General features: G+C 48.3%; 18 protein-coding genes. 2 read left to right on the top strand and 16 right to left on the bottom strand.

Annotation, left to right across the window (positions count from 1 at the left end):
• Window positions 1-155 precede the first annotated feature (155 nt).
• From LI015_RS28970 to LI015_RS01265, 14 genes are all read right to left on the bottom strand, one after another.
• A complete protein-coding gene (locus tag LI015_RS28970; protein WP_227124052.1) occupies window positions 156-425 on the bottom strand; it encodes a CDP-glycerol glycerophosphotransferase family protein in 270 nt (89 codons plus the stop codon).
• A gap of 12 nt (window positions 426-437) precedes the next feature.
• A complete protein-coding gene (locus tag LI015_RS28965) occupies window positions 438-647 on the bottom strand; it encodes a GT-D fold domain-containing glycosyltransferase (protein WP_195635586.1) in 210 nt (69 codons plus the stop codon).
• 32 nt (window positions 648-679) lie between these two features.
• Window positions 680-976: a hypothetical protein gene (locus tag LI015_RS01320; RefSeq protein WP_021895236.1), complete on the bottom strand. Its 297-nt coding sequence runs from the start codon at window positions 974-976 to the stop codon at window positions 680-682.
• Between the two features lie 71 nt (window positions 977-1,047).
• On the bottom strand, window positions 1,048-1,776 hold the full coding sequence (locus LI015_RS01315) for a glycerophosphodiester phosphodiesterase family protein (protein ID WP_227123807.1): 729 nt from the start codon (window positions 1,774-1,776) through the stop codon (window positions 1,048-1,050).
• Window positions 1,773-2,747: a Gfo/Idh/MocA family protein gene (locus LI015_RS01310; protein WP_227123804.1), complete on the bottom strand. Its 975-nt coding sequence runs from the start codon at window positions 2,745-2,747 to the stop codon at window positions 1,773-1,775. The genes LI015_RS01315 and LI015_RS01310 overlap by 4 nt, the downstream gene beginning before the upstream one ends.
• Before the next feature lie 27 nt (window positions 2,748-2,774).
• On the bottom strand, window positions 2,775-3,746 hold the full coding sequence (locus tag LI015_RS01305) for a sugar phosphate isomerase/epimerase family protein (RefSeq protein ID WP_227123803.1): 972 nt from the start codon (window positions 3,744-3,746) through the stop codon (window positions 2,775-2,777).
• The gene (locus tag LI015_RS01300) at window positions 3,740-4,888 is read right to left on the bottom strand and encodes a sugar phosphate isomerase/epimerase family protein (protein WP_227123800.1); all 1,149 of its coding nucleotides are present in this window, start codon (window positions 4,886-4,888) and stop codon (window positions 3,740-3,742) included. The genes LI015_RS01305 and LI015_RS01300 overlap by 7 nt, the downstream gene beginning before the upstream one ends.
• Window positions 4,885-6,339 (bottom strand): Gfo/Idh/MocA family oxidoreductase, encoded by a 1,455-nt coding sequence (locus LI015_RS01295; protein ID WP_227123799.1) that lies wholly within the window; start codon window positions 6,337-6,339, stop codon window positions 4,885-4,887. Before LI015_RS01295 ends, LI015_RS01300 begins: the two co-directional genes overlap by 4 nt.
• An 80-nt stretch (window positions 6,340-6,419) precedes the next feature.
• Window positions 6,420-7,250 carry a type I-C CRISPR-associated protein Cas7/Csd2 gene (gene cas7c / locus LI015_RS01290; RefSeq protein WP_117626103.1) on the bottom strand — a complete coding sequence of 277 codons (831 nt, stop codon included), beginning with the start codon at window positions 7,248-7,250 and terminating at the stop codon, window positions 6,420-6,422.
• Between the two features lie 4 nt (window positions 7,251-7,254).
• Window positions 7,255-9,135, bottom strand: a complete 1,881-nt coding sequence (gene cas8c / locus LI015_RS01285; RefSeq protein WP_117626102.1) for a type I-C CRISPR-associated protein Cas8c/Csd1 — start codon at window positions 9,133-9,135, stop codon at window positions 7,255-7,257.
• A 3-nt stretch (window positions 9,136-9,138) separates the two neighbouring features.
• Window positions 9,139-9,795 (bottom strand): type I-C CRISPR-associated protein Cas5c, encoded by a 657-nt coding sequence (cas5c, locus tag LI015_RS01280; protein ID WP_227123797.1) that lies wholly within the window; start codon window positions 9,793-9,795, stop codon window positions 9,139-9,141.
• A 629-nt stretch (window positions 9,796-10,424) separates the two neighbouring features.
• Window positions 10,425-11,288 carry a type II restriction endonuclease gene (locus LI015_RS01275; RefSeq protein WP_002567815.1) on the bottom strand — a complete coding sequence of 288 codons (864 nt, stop codon included), beginning with the start codon at window positions 11,286-11,288 and terminating at the stop codon, window positions 10,425-10,427.
• Window positions 11,282-12,079, bottom strand: a complete 798-nt coding sequence (locus LI015_RS01270; protein ID WP_002571806.1) for a DNA-methyltransferase — start codon at window positions 12,077-12,079, stop codon at window positions 11,282-11,284. Before LI015_RS01270 ends, LI015_RS01275 begins: the two co-directional genes overlap by 7 nt.
• Window positions 12,080-12,089: 10 nt before the next feature.
• Window positions 12,090-12,917, bottom strand: coding sequence for a DNA adenine methylase (locus LI015_RS01265; RefSeq protein ID WP_002571805.1), 828 nt, complete (start codon window positions 12,915-12,917; stop codon window positions 12,090-12,092).
• A 205-nt stretch (window positions 12,918-13,122) separates the two neighbouring features.
• Here LI015_RS01265 and LI015_RS01260 point away from each other — a divergent pair, with 205 nt between their 5' ends.
• Both LI015_RS01260 and LI015_RS01255 read left to right on the top strand, forming a co-directional pair.
• The gene (locus tag LI015_RS01260; protein WP_227123795.1) at window positions 13,123-13,944 is read left to right on the top strand and encodes a DUF305 domain-containing protein; all 822 of its coding nucleotides are present in this window, start codon (window positions 13,123-13,125) and stop codon (window positions 13,942-13,944) included.
• A 276-nt stretch (window positions 13,945-14,220) separates the two neighbouring features.
• Window positions 14,221-15,552 carry an MATE family efflux transporter gene (locus tag LI015_RS01255; RefSeq protein ID WP_002567819.1) on the top strand — a complete coding sequence of 444 codons (1,332 nt, stop codon included), beginning with the start codon at window positions 14,221-14,223 and terminating at the stop codon, window positions 15,550-15,552.
• Here the strand turns inward: LI015_RS01255 and LI015_RS01250 are convergent.
• Window positions 15,522-17,072: a polyamine aminopropyltransferase gene (locus LI015_RS01250; protein WP_227123793.1), complete on the bottom strand. Its 1,551-nt coding sequence runs from the start codon at window positions 17,070-17,072 to the stop codon at window positions 15,522-15,524. The genes LI015_RS01255 and LI015_RS01250 overlap by 31 nt on opposite strands.
• On the bottom strand, window positions 17,072-17,494 hold the full coding sequence (locus LI015_RS01245) for a DUF350 domain-containing protein (protein WP_002571803.1): 423 nt from the start codon (window positions 17,492-17,494) through the stop codon (window positions 17,072-17,074). Before LI015_RS01245 ends, LI015_RS01250 begins: the two co-directional genes overlap by 1 nt.
• Between the last annotated feature and the right edge of the window lie 29 nt (window positions 17,495-17,523).

Genomic DNA, 17,523 nt, shown 5'->3' with positions numbered 1-17,523 from the left:
GATGCTGTTGTAAACACATCCAGTCCATTGTATATTATCCCCTGCTATCTCCATGTTTTTTCACAACGCATTCCGATGCATGTCCATTATCGCAGGAGCCGTATTTTTTCAGAAAAATGTCAAGTTCTTTTATATAATTTTCTTTATCAAAGTTTTTAATAGCTTCCAGCAATTCCTAATTGTGTATGGGTCTGTAGATACAGCCACTCTGAAACAGAGACATAGAAACCTCCGTTGCTTTCATATTCTTTTTCACCACTTTGGTATAGAAATACCGGTTTTCTTTGCAGGGAACAATTCCGCATCCGAGAAGAATAGTCGGTTATGACAACATCGGATGCCGCCAGAAATTCCTGAACTACTTGTTTCTTGTTTTGTATTGACTGACAAACGGTGAAAGCGATACAAAAGTATATTTTCACCATCAAATTTATGGTTCAATGTATTGATGACCAACTCCATGTTATCCCAGATTCTTTTTTATATCCGCAATTCTTTGCCATGTACACCCCTGTCTCGAAAATGGGTAATAGGTTTAAAACATTTAAAATCTCTTTTAACGTTTTTGATAAGTCAAGATGATAGGCTTGATATACCAGCATCTCCTTTCCACCCATAATTTCAAATTCACCATCGCCATATCGCACAAAAGAACACTTTTCCTCAATTATTTTCCATGTTACCTCTTGTTTATTTCCAATTTTAGGATATTGGTATCTATCTTTATTTTATAAACTATCTCATAACCAATATTATGAAAGCGGACATTTACGATTGATTCCAGCTGATATATAATTGCATCATATTTAATTACAGAAATTACGATATAGTCATAGTCGCTGCATATTTCATCCGGAGAGAATATTGTCTTATTCTCAAAAACCTTACCCTTTTTATCCGGAGCATTATCAATGAAACCCAGGACAGTACATTCTTTCGGATTGATTGTATTCAATACCTTTTTACTTTTTTCCATTCCTCCATATGTATATCTTCACTTACTGTATACCTCCCCGACAAAATCAATTTCTTCTTTTCTGGTACCGTTCATCCTACATACGCTTCCGGTTCATTCAAAATAATGTCCGTTATCCCCAGTTTATTAAGCCGCTCCAGATCCAGTCTTGTCCCTGTAGGCTTTTCCGGAAACAGGTGTCCCCCCATCCAGGCCCGCACCGTATACCCCTGCAGCTGTTCTGCCGACAGATCCATCGCCTTCCAGAAGGGATGCAGTCCTGCCGCACCACACCCGCCCTTTAGCTTATACATGCAGTCCGAAACCTTTACATCCAATATCCCCAGTTCTGCCTCTGGGTCAAGATACTTTATTTTCTCCAATGACCGCGCATAAAAGGTTGAATATACGACCGAACCTTCCACCCCCCGGTTATGGACCATATCTATGATCTTTTCCTCCATCCCCTCATATGGAAGGATGCTGTTCTTCAATTCAATATTAAGCTTCATCCCTGCCTTTAGTCTTTTCTCCAGCCGTTCAAAAACTTCTTCCATGGTCGGAATCCCCTGACATGGATGATTTCCTGCATCTATTTTCAACCGTTTTAATTCAGCCAATGTATAATCCTGGACACATCCGGTTCCGTCTGTGGTACGGTCCACCCTCTCATCATGGATGACCACAATCTGTCCGTCTTTCGTCATCTGGATATCCAGCTCGATTCCCGCAAGTCCCTGTAACTGTGCCGCCTTTTCAAAAGCAGACATGGTATTCTCCGGATATCGCTGGCTGCAGCCTCTGTGCGCCCATATTTTCATTCTCTGCTCTCCATTTCCATGAATCTCCCCATGATATCTGCCAGAGTGATGGAATCCTCTGATGTCAGTTCCAATCCAGGGCAGCCCTTTTCATTTACCATATTTAAAAATGCCCGAATCTCATAACGCAGCCCGTCTCCCTGAAAGGATTCCGAAATCTTTTCCACTTCCAGCGGATTTTCATAATGCACTTCCATATTCGCGGTTTTCCACCATGGCGCTTCCGCTACCACATATCCCTTGGTACCAGCTATCATCAGCCGTCCCTCCGCCTTTACCCCCAGACCGCAGACCGCTGCTGCCAGTCCTCCGGGATACCGGAAGGATGCCTTTGTAAACACATCCAATCCGTTTTCGCCTTTTATGGATTCAAACCGTATGTCTTCAAAACCATTTCCCAATAGCTTGACAACCGGTAGCAGACAATAGCTGCCAAGTTCCGTAAAGCTTCCTCCGTAAAGCCTGTCATTCAGTTCCCTGCTGTCTGTGGATTCCAGCTTGGTAAAACACGCATCCACATAACGTATGTTCCCAATGGCGCCGCTGCGGGCTATCTCCAGAAGTTTCCCAAATCCAGGGCAATAAGCTGTCTTTATTCCTTCAAATAATACCAGTTTATGTGCCACGGCATAAGCAAACAGTTCTTCCGCCTGCTCCCGCTTAAGTACAAGAGGCTTTTCACACAACACATGTTTTCCCTGCTTGAGGGCTGCCTTGATATAGGAATAATGTGTTTCATGAGGGGACGCCACATATACAAGGTCAATCTCCCGGAAAAATTCTGTTAGATCTCCATATGCCTCAATCCCCCATCTGGCCGCAAACTGCTCCGCGCTTTCCTGGTGGGGATTATAAACTCCCTTCACACAGATACCGCTTACCAGACGTACTTCCGGCATAAACCGGTTAGCAATCCTTCCCGTACCGATCACTCCTGCCCTCTGCATCCCTTTACCTTGTCCCTCATGCATGGAGCATACCGCCTATCATCCCTTCTGTCATATCTTCCACTCATGTTTTCCATTTACACCTTTCCCGAAAAACTCAATTCTTCCGGCAAAATATCTCCCAATCCCCGCAATCGTCCGAAGCACTTCTTCTTTCACACTTTCCGGAAAACTGTTCATGGAGGGGAACGTCTCAAAGTTAAGCACCCCGTCATATCCTGTCTCCCGAAGCCCCGCAAGCATCCCCTCCCAGTCAAATCCGTCCCCTGCCTTTCTTCCGAATGTGTAGGGAATCTGATGCAGGTCCTCTATTCCGTCATTTTCGTGAAGATGCAGGATCTTAATCCTGCGCCCCAGCCGCAGGACCGTTTCATAGGGCGGCCGCTTCACCAGGTTTAAATGACCGGTGTCCAGGCAGAATCCAAACCGTTCCTCACCCGCTTCCTCGTTCAGGCTGTCAATATACCGCACAGCCTCCTCCGGCGCGGAGCATACCCCTTCCACCAGCCTGCCGCCCACGGATTCATACAGGTTCTCCAGGCATATGGTCACGTTATGTTCCCTGGCCGGTTGGATCAGATTCTTAAAAAACGTCAGGTTCTGCCTTCTCTCTTCCCGGCAGGTTTGTCTGTACTGCATTTTAAAGGGATGAATGACCACATAGGGAATCCCCAGAAATCCCGCGATTGCCAGGCATTTGGGAGTCACTGTTTCTATCATAATCCGGTTCTGCTCCTCCCTTCCCAGCACCCATACCGGGTACGGGGCATGCATCTGGGACCAGGAAAGGCTGTATTGTTCGGCTCCTTCCTGATAGGAGGTAAAATATTGCCGCAGCTCTTCCATACTCTGTTCAAAAAAGCGGTTCATCTCCCCCTGGTAAAGCTCTGAATTTTTCAGAAACACATCCAGATTCAGGTCAATGCAGTCAAATCCGGCTTTCTTAATCCGTTCAAATCCGGTTTCCAAATCCAATAACTCACTGTCCAGGATTCCTTTGGACTGCACTCCTATCTTCAACATACGCCTGCTCCCTTTTTTTCAACGAGATTCTGATATCTGAAAAAATATTTATCGTCATATCTTCGCCATCTTATGCCCATAGCATCCAGCTGCTTTTCAATGCTTGCATGATACATGTTGCAGATTAAGACAAATGGCGGATGTTCTTTGTCTTCCAAAAGCACAGACGGAGGCCGTATGCCCACGTTCTCCCGCATACCGCCCCACAGCATTTCATTGTTATCAACAATAAAGGACGGCGGATATGCATCTCCCCACACTTCCATATAGTTATGGAACATTCTCCCTGCGCCGAACAGCACCAGGCCACCCGCCTTCCCCTCTTCTTCTGAATCTGCTTCCGGCCGCTCCGCCTTTGGCGTTTTCTTTAAATATTCCTCCAGCTCCAGAATCCCTTCCCATTCCAGGGCCACAGCGGATAACAGACGGTACCAGCCCGGCCGCAGACAGGCGGGGGTTACTTCAAAAAGACCGGCAATATCATAAACAACCGGACCCTTAAACCCACACATGGCCAGGGCACCTATGATACCGTACCAGTCTGTTGACAGTTCTCCTCTTCCTCTTGTAAATGTATACGGCATCTGGCACTGTCTGGTTCTTCCGTCGTTATCGCCCGCGTGCAGCAGACCGATCCGATGCCCCAGGTGTTCAATCATGCCGCACAGATTCTTACCCAGCAGGTTCCCGCTGCCCGTGTTGAGACAGGCGCCGACGCATTCGGTTCCGGCTTCCCGGTTCAGCCGGTCAATTGTTTCTGCCAGGAAAGATACTTCGGAATACGCATTGTCAATATATATCTTTAGACCGGTGGATTTTATCTGTTCCAGGCATTTTCCCAATATGCCGTACAGGCCCACCCCGTCATTGGTTCCATCGGCTCCAACAGCTTCAACAACTTCAATTACCAGATACGAAGCGTTTAACTTAGATGCCAGGTCCATGGCCTCTGAAAGTTGACCGCATTCCACGGCATCCGATGATATGGACAGCCCTGTCATCTGACCGTCAGCCCACGGAGCTCCCGGCCGCGCGCCTTCTGTCTCCGTTTCCCGCCCAAACACATATTCCACCAGCCCAAACCCCATATCCCCAAGCTGGCAGGAATCCATTCCATCCTGATACCGTATTCCTCTTATCATCCCTCTGCTCCCTGCCTTACTGATGTCATTTCAGATACCGCCTTAGACGCAATCTCCGGCCCAGCCCCCGATGCCGCCTTTGGCGCAGTCTCCGCTCTTCCCCGCTTCTCCCGCTGTCCTCTCCTCTGCTCCATAAACTTCTCAGTCACCCTGGCCATGGCCGTGCACTCCTCCGGCGTCAGCTTAAAATGGCATAAATCCGGATTGTTAATCTTGGACACAAATTCACTGATTTCATAGCGCAGTCCATCTCCCTGGAAGTTTGGCTCAAACCGTTCTATCACACTGGGATCCTCATAGCGTATCTCAAACCTTCTGGTCAGCCACCACGGGGACTGGGCCAGGATGTATCCCTTTGTGCCGGCCACCACCAGCTGGCCCTCGGACTTGACGCCCACGCCGGCCTTGGCAAGCCCCAGGCCGTTTTTGTATCTGAACTGGATCTTGGTATAAAGGTCAATGCCGTTTTCCGCCGGTATACTGTCTATCCTTATATCCTCAAAATCCGTTCCCAGAAGCTTGATCACCGGAAGCAGGGCGTAACCGCCAAATTCCAGGAACGCGCCTCCGTATCTCTCATCCGTCATCTCCCTGGCAAATGTGTCCGCTATCCTGGAAAAGCAGGCTTCCACATCCCGTATCTCCCCAATCTTCCCGCTTTTAGCCACATTAACTAACTGCTGGAAGCCAGGGCAGTAGGCTGCCTTGATGCCTTCCATCAGAACGCAGTGCTTCTCCCTGGCCAGCTGGTATAGCTCCACGGTCTCCGCCTCGGTAAAGGTCATGGGTTTCTCACACAGCACATGGACCCCGTGCTCCAGGGCCCGCCTGGCGTAGTCGTAGTGAGTCTCATGGGGCGATGCGATATACACCGCGTCCACCTTGCCGAGAAATGTCTCATAGTCCTTTGTGTAGCATCTTATCCTGCATTTCCTTGAAAAAGCCTGGGCGCTCTCCTTCTCCGGGTTATATGCGCATATGATGTTGATTCCGCTGACGAACTTGGCTTCGCCCACAAACCTGGGTGCAATGCGCCCCGTGCCGATGATACCTGTCTTCACAATCCGGAAACGGTTCTTGCGCAGCTGGGTGGACGAAATATCCGGGGTCCGGTCCAGATATACCACATTGCAAAAGACCTTAAGATAATCAAAGGTCCCCACCCAGTCCGAACCCACCGTGAAGGTATCCACTCCGTAGCGCTGGATATCTTCAATTTTCTGTCCTTCATGGTCCTCTATGATGATTTCATCCGCAAATCCGGTCTGTCTCACATTGTCAATGCGCTCCAAGATGGGGTCAATCACATTGACCTTACCTCTTATCTCATCAAAATGCTCCGTGGTCACGCCTACAATCAGGTAATCCCCCAACGCCCTGGCGCGCTCCAATAATTTGTAATGCCCTTCATGGAACAGGTCGAACGTGCCATATGTAATCACCTTTTTCATACGTAATCAATCCCTTTCCGCTTACCTATGTACTCATATCGGCGCGTTTCGGCAAAATATAATATTTCATCTGCATAAACCTAAATTAACTCCGTCACCCGCACCCCATCAGGCAGTTCCTTTAAGCAGCAGACATACCCGCTGCCCTGGTTTTGTATGTCCAGCAAGTCAAAAATATTGTGAACCGGCACACAGGCATGGTTCTCCGGCTGTTCAAACCAGTACAGCCTGCATACCGCCATGGAACCGGCCGGCCTGGCGCAGGACTCATCATTTTCAAATATGGTGGCAAGGGCCTTCTTAAGTACCTCCACATCCTCATGGCTCACCCCATTCTTATCCGCATAAAACGGATTGACCGAGCCCTTTACCACATACAGGCCCTGCTCCACAATGCTCTTTGAGCCCATGGTATCGGAGGATTTGCCTTTGGCGCTGCCTTTGTCCTCACCGTTTGTGCTCTTGGTGATATGGATATCCTTAATCACCACCGGCTCCACGGATGTGCCATGGCATACGGTCACGGCCCCATGGACAGAAGCGCTGGCAGCGGCCTTGACCCCGGAAAAAGCGAATATCTGTCCGAACAGCCGCACATCCAGCCAGGTCCCGCAAGCCATGCGCAGACCTTCTTTCTGCGACCTTCCATCCTTAAGGGCATTAAAAATGTCCTTCCTGGCAGCCAGGCGTTCCGCCAGGGAACTGTACCCGTCCACACAAAGGCTGTCAGACTGGACAAATACAGGCAGACCCATGTGGATGAACCGGTTGCGTATTTTTCGGCGGATACATTCTCCTGTTACTTCCCCGTATCCGTTGTCGTTGGTCCTTGGGCGGTTTCCCTCCAGCGGATCCCCGTTTGGGTTTGCATTGTCCACCCTGAATACCATGATGAAATCCTGTCTGTTCATAAATCTATCCCATTTCCTTCCTGATCGCATAATCATACTGTATAAAATATAGCTGCTGGGAGCTGAACCCTGTCAGGTAAGCACTTCCCAACGGTTCATCGGCATCAGCCTGCCCTGCGGCCATGGCTTCCACTTGCTCCATAAGCCTGCACGCATGCTGTCCCCTCCTCATTCTGTTGGCTTTGTAAAGGTATGGAGTAAGCCGTCTCCGGATTATACCCCAATATCTTCCCGGAGACCGGGAAAACATCTGCATGTATCCGCACACGCCTGATATGCACCCTTCTCTGGCCTCCTGGAAATATAGCCTCTCGATGTAATCGGCAATGGCCAGCAGACGGCCCCAAAGATAACTGCGGTCCGTATTTAATTTATCCAGCATGATGCTTTCCCCTGCCGCGTCCCGGTTAAGAAGGGCGCACGTAACCTGTAAGACCATCATCCAATGGCTGCGTTCACGGAACATACAGGGATTTCCCGCCCTGCGGATAAGATTGGCCATAATGTCTGACGGCATGGGCTGAGCAGATAATATAACGGAAACCACACGGTTGACCTGACGGGCAAATACTGTTTTATCCACAACCGTAAGTACACCTCCATATTCGGTTCCATAAGCAGCAATCACCACGTCCGGCGCCGAGGGTGCGCCTGTAAATGCTCTTTTTCCCGTCGTAAACTGCCAGCAGGCAGTCCGGTGCCATTGTTTAAGCCGCCGGCAGATAACATCTGCGGGCATTTCCGCGTAATCGAGAATTGCCAGCCTGCCTTTATAGTTCTGCTTGTTGGGTGCGTCTAACACCAGCATATGGAACATTCTGTGATCCATAAGGACTTCTGAAAAACACACATCCAGATGTCTCTGGTATGCATCCCTTCCGGCAAAAAACCTGTATTCATGTTTCCCCTGAATATCAGGTGTATTTGCAAACAAATCAAAGGCCAGGGGATTGCCGTCCGCATCCCAGCACACGCGGATATTGCTCCCGAACACACGTCCCTGGCGTTTGATTATCCAGCTTAAAGCGCAGTGAGCCTTAAAGCTTGTGACTAGGCCGATGGACACCGCATCAATCCCTTCCCGGAACCAGTCTCTGGAATAGACAATGCTTCCATTTTCATTGGAGGAAATAAGCTTAGCCCAGTCTGAACTCCCCCGTATACCATTCGTATGTTTTCCGGTACAAACCGTATATTCTCCTGTTACATAGCAGATATCCTTCTTTCCCTGCTCCATCACAAAGGCAGTGTAGTACGAGATCCAGCTTTGAAACAGTTCCCTGTTTTTCCATGTCTCTGCCGCATACCCTTCCTCTGCCTCCTGATCCATCACCCTGAATCTGACCACGCAGGACAAAATATCCCTGCCTGCCACTTTCTTCTCCTCGTCAATGGTACCGTCCTCCTCTGGTATGATGACATTGGCCGCGATCAAGTCAGAGGCTGTCCGTTTCCGGTTCAGGTATTGCCTTACCGCTTTTAACTGGGGAACCGCGTAAGTGCTTAGGCTCCAGGCAGCAAGCAGCTGCTCATGTGCCCTGCACCGCTTCTGTATATCCAGAACCATCTGTTTGTCCTGTATATAGGAACCTGCATCGCTCATAAGATACACCAGTTTGTCATTTAGCGGATTAGGCGGCGGTTCCGGACCGGACCGGCTGGCAGATTCCACCGTGGAGGGAACAATTGTATATACCTCATCCTTCCTGATATCCAATACACATGCATCCAGAAAGTTCCCCTGCATATCAATTGTCACGGTTATATGCGCCGTCAGATATGTATGGAACAACGGCAGAAGCACTGCATCCGTATCCTCCCTCTTTGCACCAGCCCGGGAAGACTGGCTGTCATATACCCCGGCCAGGCTCTGCAATAAATTCATCTGCTAATCCCCTCCTGCCCTGCATGTTCTGGTAATGCACTCTTCCTGATCCGGAAAACAGATTACACCCTGATGCATCCTGTAAGGCGCCAGACGGATTACGCCCTTTTCAAAATCCCTGCTGTGGACCATAACTCCAAAGTCCATATCCACAGCGTCATAATATCCTTCCCCATCCCCGAAGAGACATGGCCTGACATATGCGAAGCATTCTGTGATTCCCAGGTGGACCGGCAGCTTCCCTCCCCGTCTGAGCCACCGCAGCATGGATTCATAGTGCTTTGCAACGTTGCGGTCCGAGGCATACCGTTCACTTCCCCAGGCCAGCTCAACCTCAATCTGGTAACATACATCCCTCAGGTAACTGTAATACCCCAAATCCTTCCCTCCTGTCTTATAAACAGGCAGAAGCTTGCTCCTTGACTGGTACCGGATGGGATTCAGGATCCTAATCCGCAGCGGTTTCCACTTTATGGACGGTTTCCAGTAAATGCTTTCCGTCAATCCCGTAACAGCTGAACAGGTAGGAACCGGATATGAATGCAAATCCCCGCCAGTTTTGGTCATTGGATTGGTAAACAGCGCATATTCTCCTCTTACCTCGTAGCATATTTTTGGCATGCCCCTTCCCTGGGAAGGGATTATTTTTTTATCGCTCAAAAAATCACCTCGTCAGCCATCGTGTGTTCATCACCATGGTTTTATCTATCATATATACTAGGATTCATCTGCAGGCAGGGTCCCGGTTATGGTGTGGTTATGGTTCTGGTATGATAAGGCACCGTTCCAGAAAGCAGGAACACAAAAAACCGGAACCCTATGCAATGCGGGACAGCTCATATATCTGGTGTAAGCTGGGTAGTCCTTCAATCCTCATATGCCGTCAAGGCTATGTAAAATTCATTATCCGTGTATTGGTATATCTCTCATATATGCTAACTTCAATCCTCACAGCCGTTAAAGGCTGTGTTTCCGTAATTGCTTACTGCTTTTATGGTTTACGATTTGTCATATATCAGCTTTATCTCTGCATTATATTCTTCTTCCTGCTTTCCATAGGTCTGCCTTTAAATAGAACCTATTTATTTTTATCGGCGGAAATGGTTAAAATATAATAGTTTAATTGTACAAGGTTTTTTTACTTCCAGCCGGTCCAAGAAGGTATGTTCCAAACAATCGGATTAAAAAAACTGACCCTCGGAATCTATGTTCCGCGAGTCAGTCATCGCAACTATATATACAACTAAAACCATCCCCCCTGCTGTCTCCGAAGGGTTTCATCCTGCGTGTCACACCAATAATGCAGTCATAACCGAATGTTCCATATCGTCAATATTATAAACATGCTCCATCACTTCAAAGGTTTCCCGCAGATTCCCTCTGGCACTTTTCCAGCCAATGCCATCTGTAAACCACACAAAGGAAAATCCTTCGATTGTGTCCGCCTCCTGGGAAAGCATTTTATAGCTTCTGGCGGTTTCATTCAGCTTCGAGCCCCCGCTGCTGTAAAAATTCGTTTCAACCGCATAAATCATGGACTCTGTTTTTACCACGAAGTCAAACCGCTTTGCGGCCTTGCCCTCGTTGGATAAAGCGGACAAATCAATATCCCATTTATTCTCAATATCTTTCAGGTACATCTCTTTAAAATAATTCTCATCCTTCGTAAATCCTGCGGCAATGATATATTGCTCCACCAGATCTTCCATCTGGTGCCCGCCCCGGTTCTTACGGCCATTGGAGTCAAGTCCTGTCTCAATCCCCAGCGCATAGTCAACCAGATTGTTTACCAGATGCTTCTGCAGCAGGTCAAACAATCCTGTTTTTCTCATGAATATCTTATATTGATCCATATCATAATTCATTGTTTTAAAATTATACTTAAACGCGCCGTTCTCATCCTGGGCATAGATTTCGTTGCTCCGCACAGCCAGAAGCAGGGGAATACAGGACAGGGTTTCCGGATATTTTGTTATTATTTTTTCAAAATCATCTTCTATATTCACAGAACCTATCAGTGAATTTAGTATGTTTAACTCGATTTTTATATCCTCCACATTACGGACTACCTTGTCAAAATCTATGTAATACCGGTACCCTGAAATACTTGCCCGGAATTTACTAAGCCATGCGTCAAAATCTCTTTTTACCACTCCAGTGCCTCCTGTATCTGATCCAAACGTCTCTTCGCTATATCCAGATATTCTTCGTTATTGTCAATTCCGATAAACTGCCTTCCGTACTTTCCGGACACCACCCCGGTTGTCCCGGAACCGCAAAACGGATCCAGTACCACGTCCCCCTTTTTTGTGGACGCCAAAATAATCCGTTCCAGTAAATACTCCGGTTTTTGCGTGGGATGCCTGCCGGCCCACTTTTCCGACGGCCTGGTGAGGCTTCCCTCCCACACATCCTTCATCTGTTTCCCGCCGTTCATTTGCTTCATCTGCTCATAGTTAAACAAGTGCCTGGCCTTCTTTTCATCCTTCCTGGCCCACAAAATCGTCTCTGTGGAATGAGTGAAGCAGCGGCAGGCCAAATTGGGCGGCGGGTTTGTTTTCTTCCAGGTAATATTATTGATTATCTTATACCGCTCCTGCTGAAGCGCCATTCCGATTGAATAAATATTGTGCAGGGTACCGGATATCCATATGGTTCCGCCGGGCTTCAGCACCCTTCTGCACATGCGGATCCACCTGCGGTTGAAAGCATGGTTTTCCTTAAAATCCCCGCCCTCATCCCAGGACGCCTTATTGACTGATACCATTCTTCCCCCTTGGCAGGTTATGCCGTTATTGCTCAGAAAATATGGCGGATCTGCAAATATCATATCAACACTTTCCGGCTTCATTTTCCGCAGCAGCTCAAGACAGTCTCCCAGATAAAGCTTTTTTGTATCAGTCCCATAATATGCCTGGATTTTTCCCCGCATCAGCTCTTCCATAGATATACCTCTAATAATTCGTAATGATGATCTCCTGACCCACCCGGTTCTTTGCGTCAGAATTTATCATACGCTTTACATCCACCACCACTTTGTTGAAATCTGCATATAACTGATTGATAAAATCTGTGTTGTGATTGGTCAGCATACAGTAGCATCCCCGTTCTGTAAGCTCTCTGAACACGTCAGCCAGACGTCTGTGGCTTTCAATGTCAAATCCCTCCTTTGTATAAGACTCAAAGGACGTTGGATTCAAGGGGGCGTAGGGACTGTCTATAAAAACAAAATCACCCTTCTCTGCCAAATCACAGGCATTCTGAAAATCGCCTTTCATAATCTTCACCTTCTGAAGGCTTTGTGATACAGCCATGATACTTTCTTTGCTGCAGGATTCCCTCACACTGTTATTATACGGTACATTAAACAGGCCTCTTCCGTTTACTCTGTAAAGACCGTTAAAGCAGTGTTTGTTGAGGAACACGAATAAAACAGCTAATTCCATATCGTATTCCGCCCGCATCATTTTATCATTATAGTTTTCCCGGACTTTATAATAATACTCTTTTCCTCCATCTGCTATTCTTTTATCATACTCTGAAATAGCATCGGCAAATTCTTCTGGTGAAATTTTTATCTGCAGGTAGGCATTGATCAATGATTCATTTATATCATTAATAATGGATTTTTCCGGCTGCAAATCAAAATATACTGCACCGCCGCCCACAAATGGTTCCATATATCCATTAAAATGTTTTGGCAGTCTCGCTTTTATCTGTTCAAGTAATTGTCTTTTGCCGCCCGCCCATTTCACAAATGGCTGTGCACTGATTTCCGTCATCGTGTTTCCTTTCACCCATAAAATCATAACATTTATGATTCATTATAAGTGAAAGTTAAATAAAACACAACCTGCAACTGCCTTCTTTCGGAAAACAAAAATACCCGGGCAAAAATGCACCGGAGAATATTTCCCTGAATTTAGCAAATACTATTTTATGTCAGATTAAATCCAACCGATTGAAGGATAAAAGGAGAAAGAGATTATGAACAAAAATATGCGTACATGGGTCATCGGAATCTGCGTGGCCCTGGTCATCATCGTGGCCGTGGCGGCTGCGTTTGCCAACAGCCGCAGCGGCTCTGATGACGGACAGACCTCTCAAAGCCAGACAGAAAGCACCTCTGCGTCCGCAGCGTCACAGACGGAAACAGAAACAGGTTCCAGGGAACAGGCATCCTCAAATTCCGGCAATGCTGCCGACCACAGCGGACATAACGGACATATGAACGCTTCCGGAGACGACCTGAGCCGTTACCTGACCGAACAGGATTCTATCATGATGAATATGATGGAGGATATGGTCATCCGCGAAAAATCAGGAAATGCTTCCCTGGACTTTCTAAGGGGCATGATTCCCCACCACGAGGCAGCTATCAAGATGTCTGAGAGCTATCTGAACTACCAGGGAAAAAGCGATGAGCTAAAAACCATTGCACAGGATATCATAACCGCCCAAAAGGATGAACTAAAACAGATGAACGAGCTGGTTAAAACGTATGAAACGGACGGAAAAAAGGATCAGACAAAGGAGGACGCTTATCTGGAGCAGTACAGCAAAATGTTTGCCGATGACTCCATGTCCCACCACATGGATACCTCAGATGTTGACAGTCTGGACCAGGCCTTTGCAGAGGGCATGATTATGCATCATCAGATGGCTGTGGATATGGCCAGGGATATCCTGGAGTATACAGACTATGAAGAGATACGCACCATGGCCCAGAATATTATAGATGTGCAGGAGAAGGAAATTGCCCAGATGGAAAAGATCCTGAACGATCAGCAGGAATCCCAGCCGGAATAAACAGGAATAAAACATCGTAAACAGGATTCTCCAATTGACACCCGCCCTCCCCCATGCTATAATCTCCCCATAAAAATCCCACCCATCCGCAGTCCGGACACAGGCTGGATTTTTGCCGCCGGGTAAAAATATCAGCGTCAGGCTTTCTATCGTCAGGCCCAGGAGCAATACGAATCAGGAATCCCATTCCTCATCCGCTCCAGAAGATAGAAGGTACTGGCGCTTTTTGTGTTTCGGAAGATGCCGGAAGGTATGGGAACCGTTCAGGAGGTCACCATGCAGAACAACTATGCAGAACAAACATCGTGCTTAAAAGAATTTGCCAGATACACCTCGTTAAACGTACTGGGAATGATTGGTCTTTCCTGCTATATACTGGCAGACACCTTCTTTGTCGCCAAAGGTCTGGGAACCAGCGGTCTTGCAGCCCTGAACCTGGCCATTCCCGTCTACAGCTTTATCCACGGAAGCGGACTCATGTTCGGAATCGGCGGCGCCACCAAATTCTCCATCAGCCGCAAATCAGGGCTTTCGGATCTGATTTTTACAAACACCCTGTTTTTCGCCGGAATTACGGCCCTTTTGTTCTTCCTGGCCGGACTGTTCCTGTCCCCGCAGATTACAGCGCTTTTGGGCGCTGACAGCCAGGTGGCCGCAATGACCCAGACCTACCTGAAAATGATACTGCTCTTTGCCCCGGCCTTTATTCTCAATGATATCCTGGTCTGTTTCGTGAGGAATGACGGAAATCCCAGGCTTTCCATGCTTGCCATGCTGGGAGGAAGCATGGCCAATATCCTGTTGGACTATGTCTTTATTTTTCCTCTGGGCATGGGCATATTCGGCGCCGTACTGGCTACCGGGCTGGCGCCCCTTATCAGCATAGCCATCATGTCCGGCCACTGGATGGGTAAGAACAAGGGATTCCATCTCGCCAAAACAGAAATCCAGGGACAGACCGCCCTCCTTATCCTGTCCCTGGGATTCCCCTCCCTGATCACAGAAGTATCCTCCGGCATTGTCATCATTGTGTTCAATGTGATTATCCTTGGACTAAAGGGAAATGTGGGCGTGGCTGCCTACGGCGTCATAGCCAACCTGTCCCTGGTGGTCATATCCATTTTCACCGGCATCGCCCAGGGAATGCAGCCGTTAATCAGCAGCGCTTACGGCCGGGGTGATTCCGCCAGAATCAGGGGGATACTGCGGTACGGGCTCGCCACCGCGGTTTTCATCTCCCTGACACTGTATGCCGGAATTTGTTGGGGAGCAGCTCCCATAACAGCCGTATTCAACAGCGAGAACAACCTTAAGCTGCAGGAAATAGCGGAGTATGGGCTAAGGCTGTATTTTACAGGCATACCGGCTGCGGGGCTCAATATCATCCTGTCCATCTTTTTCACCTCCACGGAGCAGGCTGTGCCGGCCCACATCATTTCCCTGTTAAGGGGCATGGTGCTCATCATTCCCATAGCGTTTTTCCTGTCCGGCCTTTGGGGAATGACCGGTGTCTGGCTGGCCTTTCCTGCGACAGAGCTAGTTTGTGCACTGACAGGCGCTGCCATCTGTAAGCGCTTCTACTCCCAATCCTTCTCTGCTTCCAGGTAATAATGCAGCAGCCTGGGCTCCGACAGTGTGTTGGCCGTCAGCCTGTCCCTGCGGGGCTTCTCATCCTCCGCAAATAAAAACAGTCCCCTAAGGCCGGACTGATTTAAGAATTTTCCCTCTGCCTGAAGCTCCAGGCCGTCCACAGACACCTTATCCTTGGAAGCCAGCTGGAATCCCCAGTCGCCGAAAGAGGGCACCTGTACATGGTAGGGATATACATATGGAAATTCCTGTCCCACAGTTTTATTGATGCACCAATAGGCATCTGCTGCATAGTAAGGACTGGTGGACTGGACCGACATAACCCCATGTTCCGTGAGATTATTGCTGCACAGCCGGTAGAACAGGTCCGTGTACAGCTTGTTCAGCGATTCGCTGTTGGGATCAGGGAGATCTGTGATGATTACATCGAATTCCCCATCATATCCCTCCCCGCCCTCATTGCGGTAATTGTTTTCCAGGTACCCGTAGGCGTCCTCACTGCGGATTTCAAGCTTGGGACTGTCAAGAGAGCCCTGGTTCAGGGCAGCTATGTCCTGATTGGTTCTGCACAAGTCCACCACCCTGGCATCCAGGTCCACCAGCACGATCTTCTCCACCTCCGGATATTTTAATATCTCCCTTACAGCCAGGCCGTCCCCTCCTCCCAGCACCAGGACATTCCTGCGGCTTTTAGCCGCTGACATGGGTATATGCACCAGGGCCTCATGGTATCTGTACTCGTCCTTGGAGGAAAACTGGATATTTCCATTGATAAACAGGCGGATATCGTCCTTATGTTTGGTGACCACCAGCTTCTGGTACGGTGTCTGTTCCCGCAGGATTACCTTGTCCCTGTAAAGCCCCTGTTCAATTCCTGATGCCACATTTTCCGAAAACAGCATTCCCAGCACCATGAATGCACACGCCAGTGCGCTCACCAGTCTCCACATGGAAAACATTCTGATATATCCGCGGTAGGATACAAGAATAAACAGGGATATGCCCAGGTTCAGACTGCCCACCAGAAAGGCAGTGGAAAAATATCCCAGCTGAGGCAGCAGGAGCAGCGGAAACGCAATGGATCCTGCCAGCCCTCCGATATAATCAAAGCTGAAAATACTGGAAAGGGTAATGCGCAGATTGCCCGCATTTTCCTCAATGATTCTTGTGAGAAGGGGGATCTCCAGGCCTACCAGCATTCCAATCAGTATGATTTCCAGGTACATCACAAGCTGGTAGGACTGCACATAGATGTTTGCCAAAAACAAAAGCAGGGAGCTGGTCCCTCCCAGTATACCCACGCCGATTTCCACAAAGACAAACCAGTCAAACAGCTCTGTCCTCACATATTTGGAAAGGTAGGACCCCATTCCCATGGCGCACATATAAAGGCCGATGGTGATGGAAAACTGGGCTATGCTGTCCCCCAGCAGATAGGAGCTGACGGAGCTGATTAAAAGTTCGTATATGATGGAGCAGCCGGATATGATGAAGGTGGTGAACATCAGCCGGCGGTAAGAAAATGTCCCTTCCTTCATCACATAATCACTCCGCTTATAATGATGGACAGCCCAATAAACATTCCTGCAACCATAATGCCGGCAGCCGGGTTCCCGCCGCTGATTTCCTTATTGAGATCATATTTCCGGTTGATCAGGTTCAGCGCCAGGTAGCCCAGAACGCAGAACACCAGCCCCACCACATAGTAATATATGGTTGAGGCAATACCGGTCAGCAGTGATTCGTGAACCGCTGTGCCGGCAGGGGACATAACAGCTGCCCGGATAATGATTCCGATTCCAACGGAGATACCCGCCATAACGCTTCCCACCGCCACATTCCCCTTCTTGATTTCCGCCGGGAACTCACAGGGAATCACCAAATCCACCACAAATGTACCAAAGAGCATGAGGGCTGTGCCCAAAACGCAATAAACCATAATTGTAATAAATTCTGCCATAATCTTCTCCTTTTTGATTTGGTTTTGTC

It is taken from the genome of Enterocloster sp. 210928-DFI.2.20 (assembly GCF_020554465.1).
Classification (GTDB): Bacteria; Bacillota; Clostridia; order Lachnospirales; family Lachnospiraceae; genus Enterocloster; species Enterocloster bolteae.
The sequence above is the reverse complement of the archived record's forward strand: the minus strand, read 5'-3'. Positions and strand labels throughout refer to the sequence as shown.

Excerpts from the sequence above, each read along its gene's own strand:
- LI015_RS28970 (WP_227124052.1), bottom strand. The coding sequence starts at position 425 with ATGGTGAAAATATACTTTTGTATCGCTTTCACCGTTTGTCAGTCAATA.
- LI015_RS01305 (WP_227123803.1), bottom strand. The coding sequence starts at position 3,746 with ATGTTGAAGATAGGAGTGCAGTCCAAAGGAATCCTGGACAGTGAGTTA.
- LI015_RS01265 (WP_002571805.1), bottom strand. The coding sequence starts at position 12,917 with ATGACGGAAATCAGTGCACAGCCATTTGTGAAATGGGCGGGCGGCAAA.
- cas8c (WP_117626102.1), bottom strand. The coding sequence starts at position 9,135 with ATGAATTTATTGCAGAGCCTGGCCGGGGTATATGACAGCCAGTCTTCC.
- LI015_RS01255 (WP_002567819.1), top strand. The coding sequence starts at position 14,221 with ATGCAGAACAACTATGCAGAACAAACATCGTGCTTAAAAGAATTTGCC.
- LI015_RS01250 (WP_227123793.1), bottom strand. The coding sequence starts at position 17,072 with ATGAAGGAAGGGACATTTTCTTACCGCCGGCTGATGTTCACCACCTTC.
- LI015_RS01320 (WP_021895236.1), bottom strand. The coding sequence starts at position 976 with ATGGAAAAAAGTAAAAAGGTATTGAATACAATCAATCCGAAAGAATGT.
- LI015_RS01315 (WP_227123807.1), bottom strand. The coding sequence starts at position 1,776 with ATGAAAATATGGGCGCACAGAGGCTGCAGCCAGCGATATCCGGAGAAT.
- LI015_RS01300 (WP_227123800.1), bottom strand. The coding sequence starts at position 4,888 with ATGATAAGAGGAATACGGTATCAGGATGGAATGGATTCCTGCCAGCTT.
- LI015_RS01295 (WP_227123799.1), bottom strand. The coding sequence starts at position 6,339 with ATGAAAAAGGTGATTACATATGGCACGTTCGACCTGTTCCATGAAGGG.
- LI015_RS01270 (WP_002571806.1), bottom strand. The coding sequence starts at position 12,079 with ATGGAAGAGCTGATGCGGGGAAAAATCCAGGCATATTATGGGACTGAT.
- cas7c (WP_117626103.1), bottom strand. The coding sequence starts at position 7,250 with ATGAACAGACAGGATTTCATCATGGTATTCAGGGTGGACAATGCAAAC.
- LI015_RS01260 (WP_227123795.1), top strand. The coding sequence starts at position 13,123 with ATGAACAAAAATATGCGTACATGGGTCATCGGAATCTGCGTGGCCCTG.
- LI015_RS01245 (WP_002571803.1), bottom strand. The coding sequence starts at position 17,494 with ATGGCAGAATTTATTACAATTATGGTTTATTGCGTTTTGGGCACAGCC.
- LI015_RS01310 (WP_227123804.1), bottom strand. The coding sequence starts at position 2,747 with ATGCATGAGGGACAAGGTAAAGGGATGCAGAGGGCAGGAGTGATCGGT.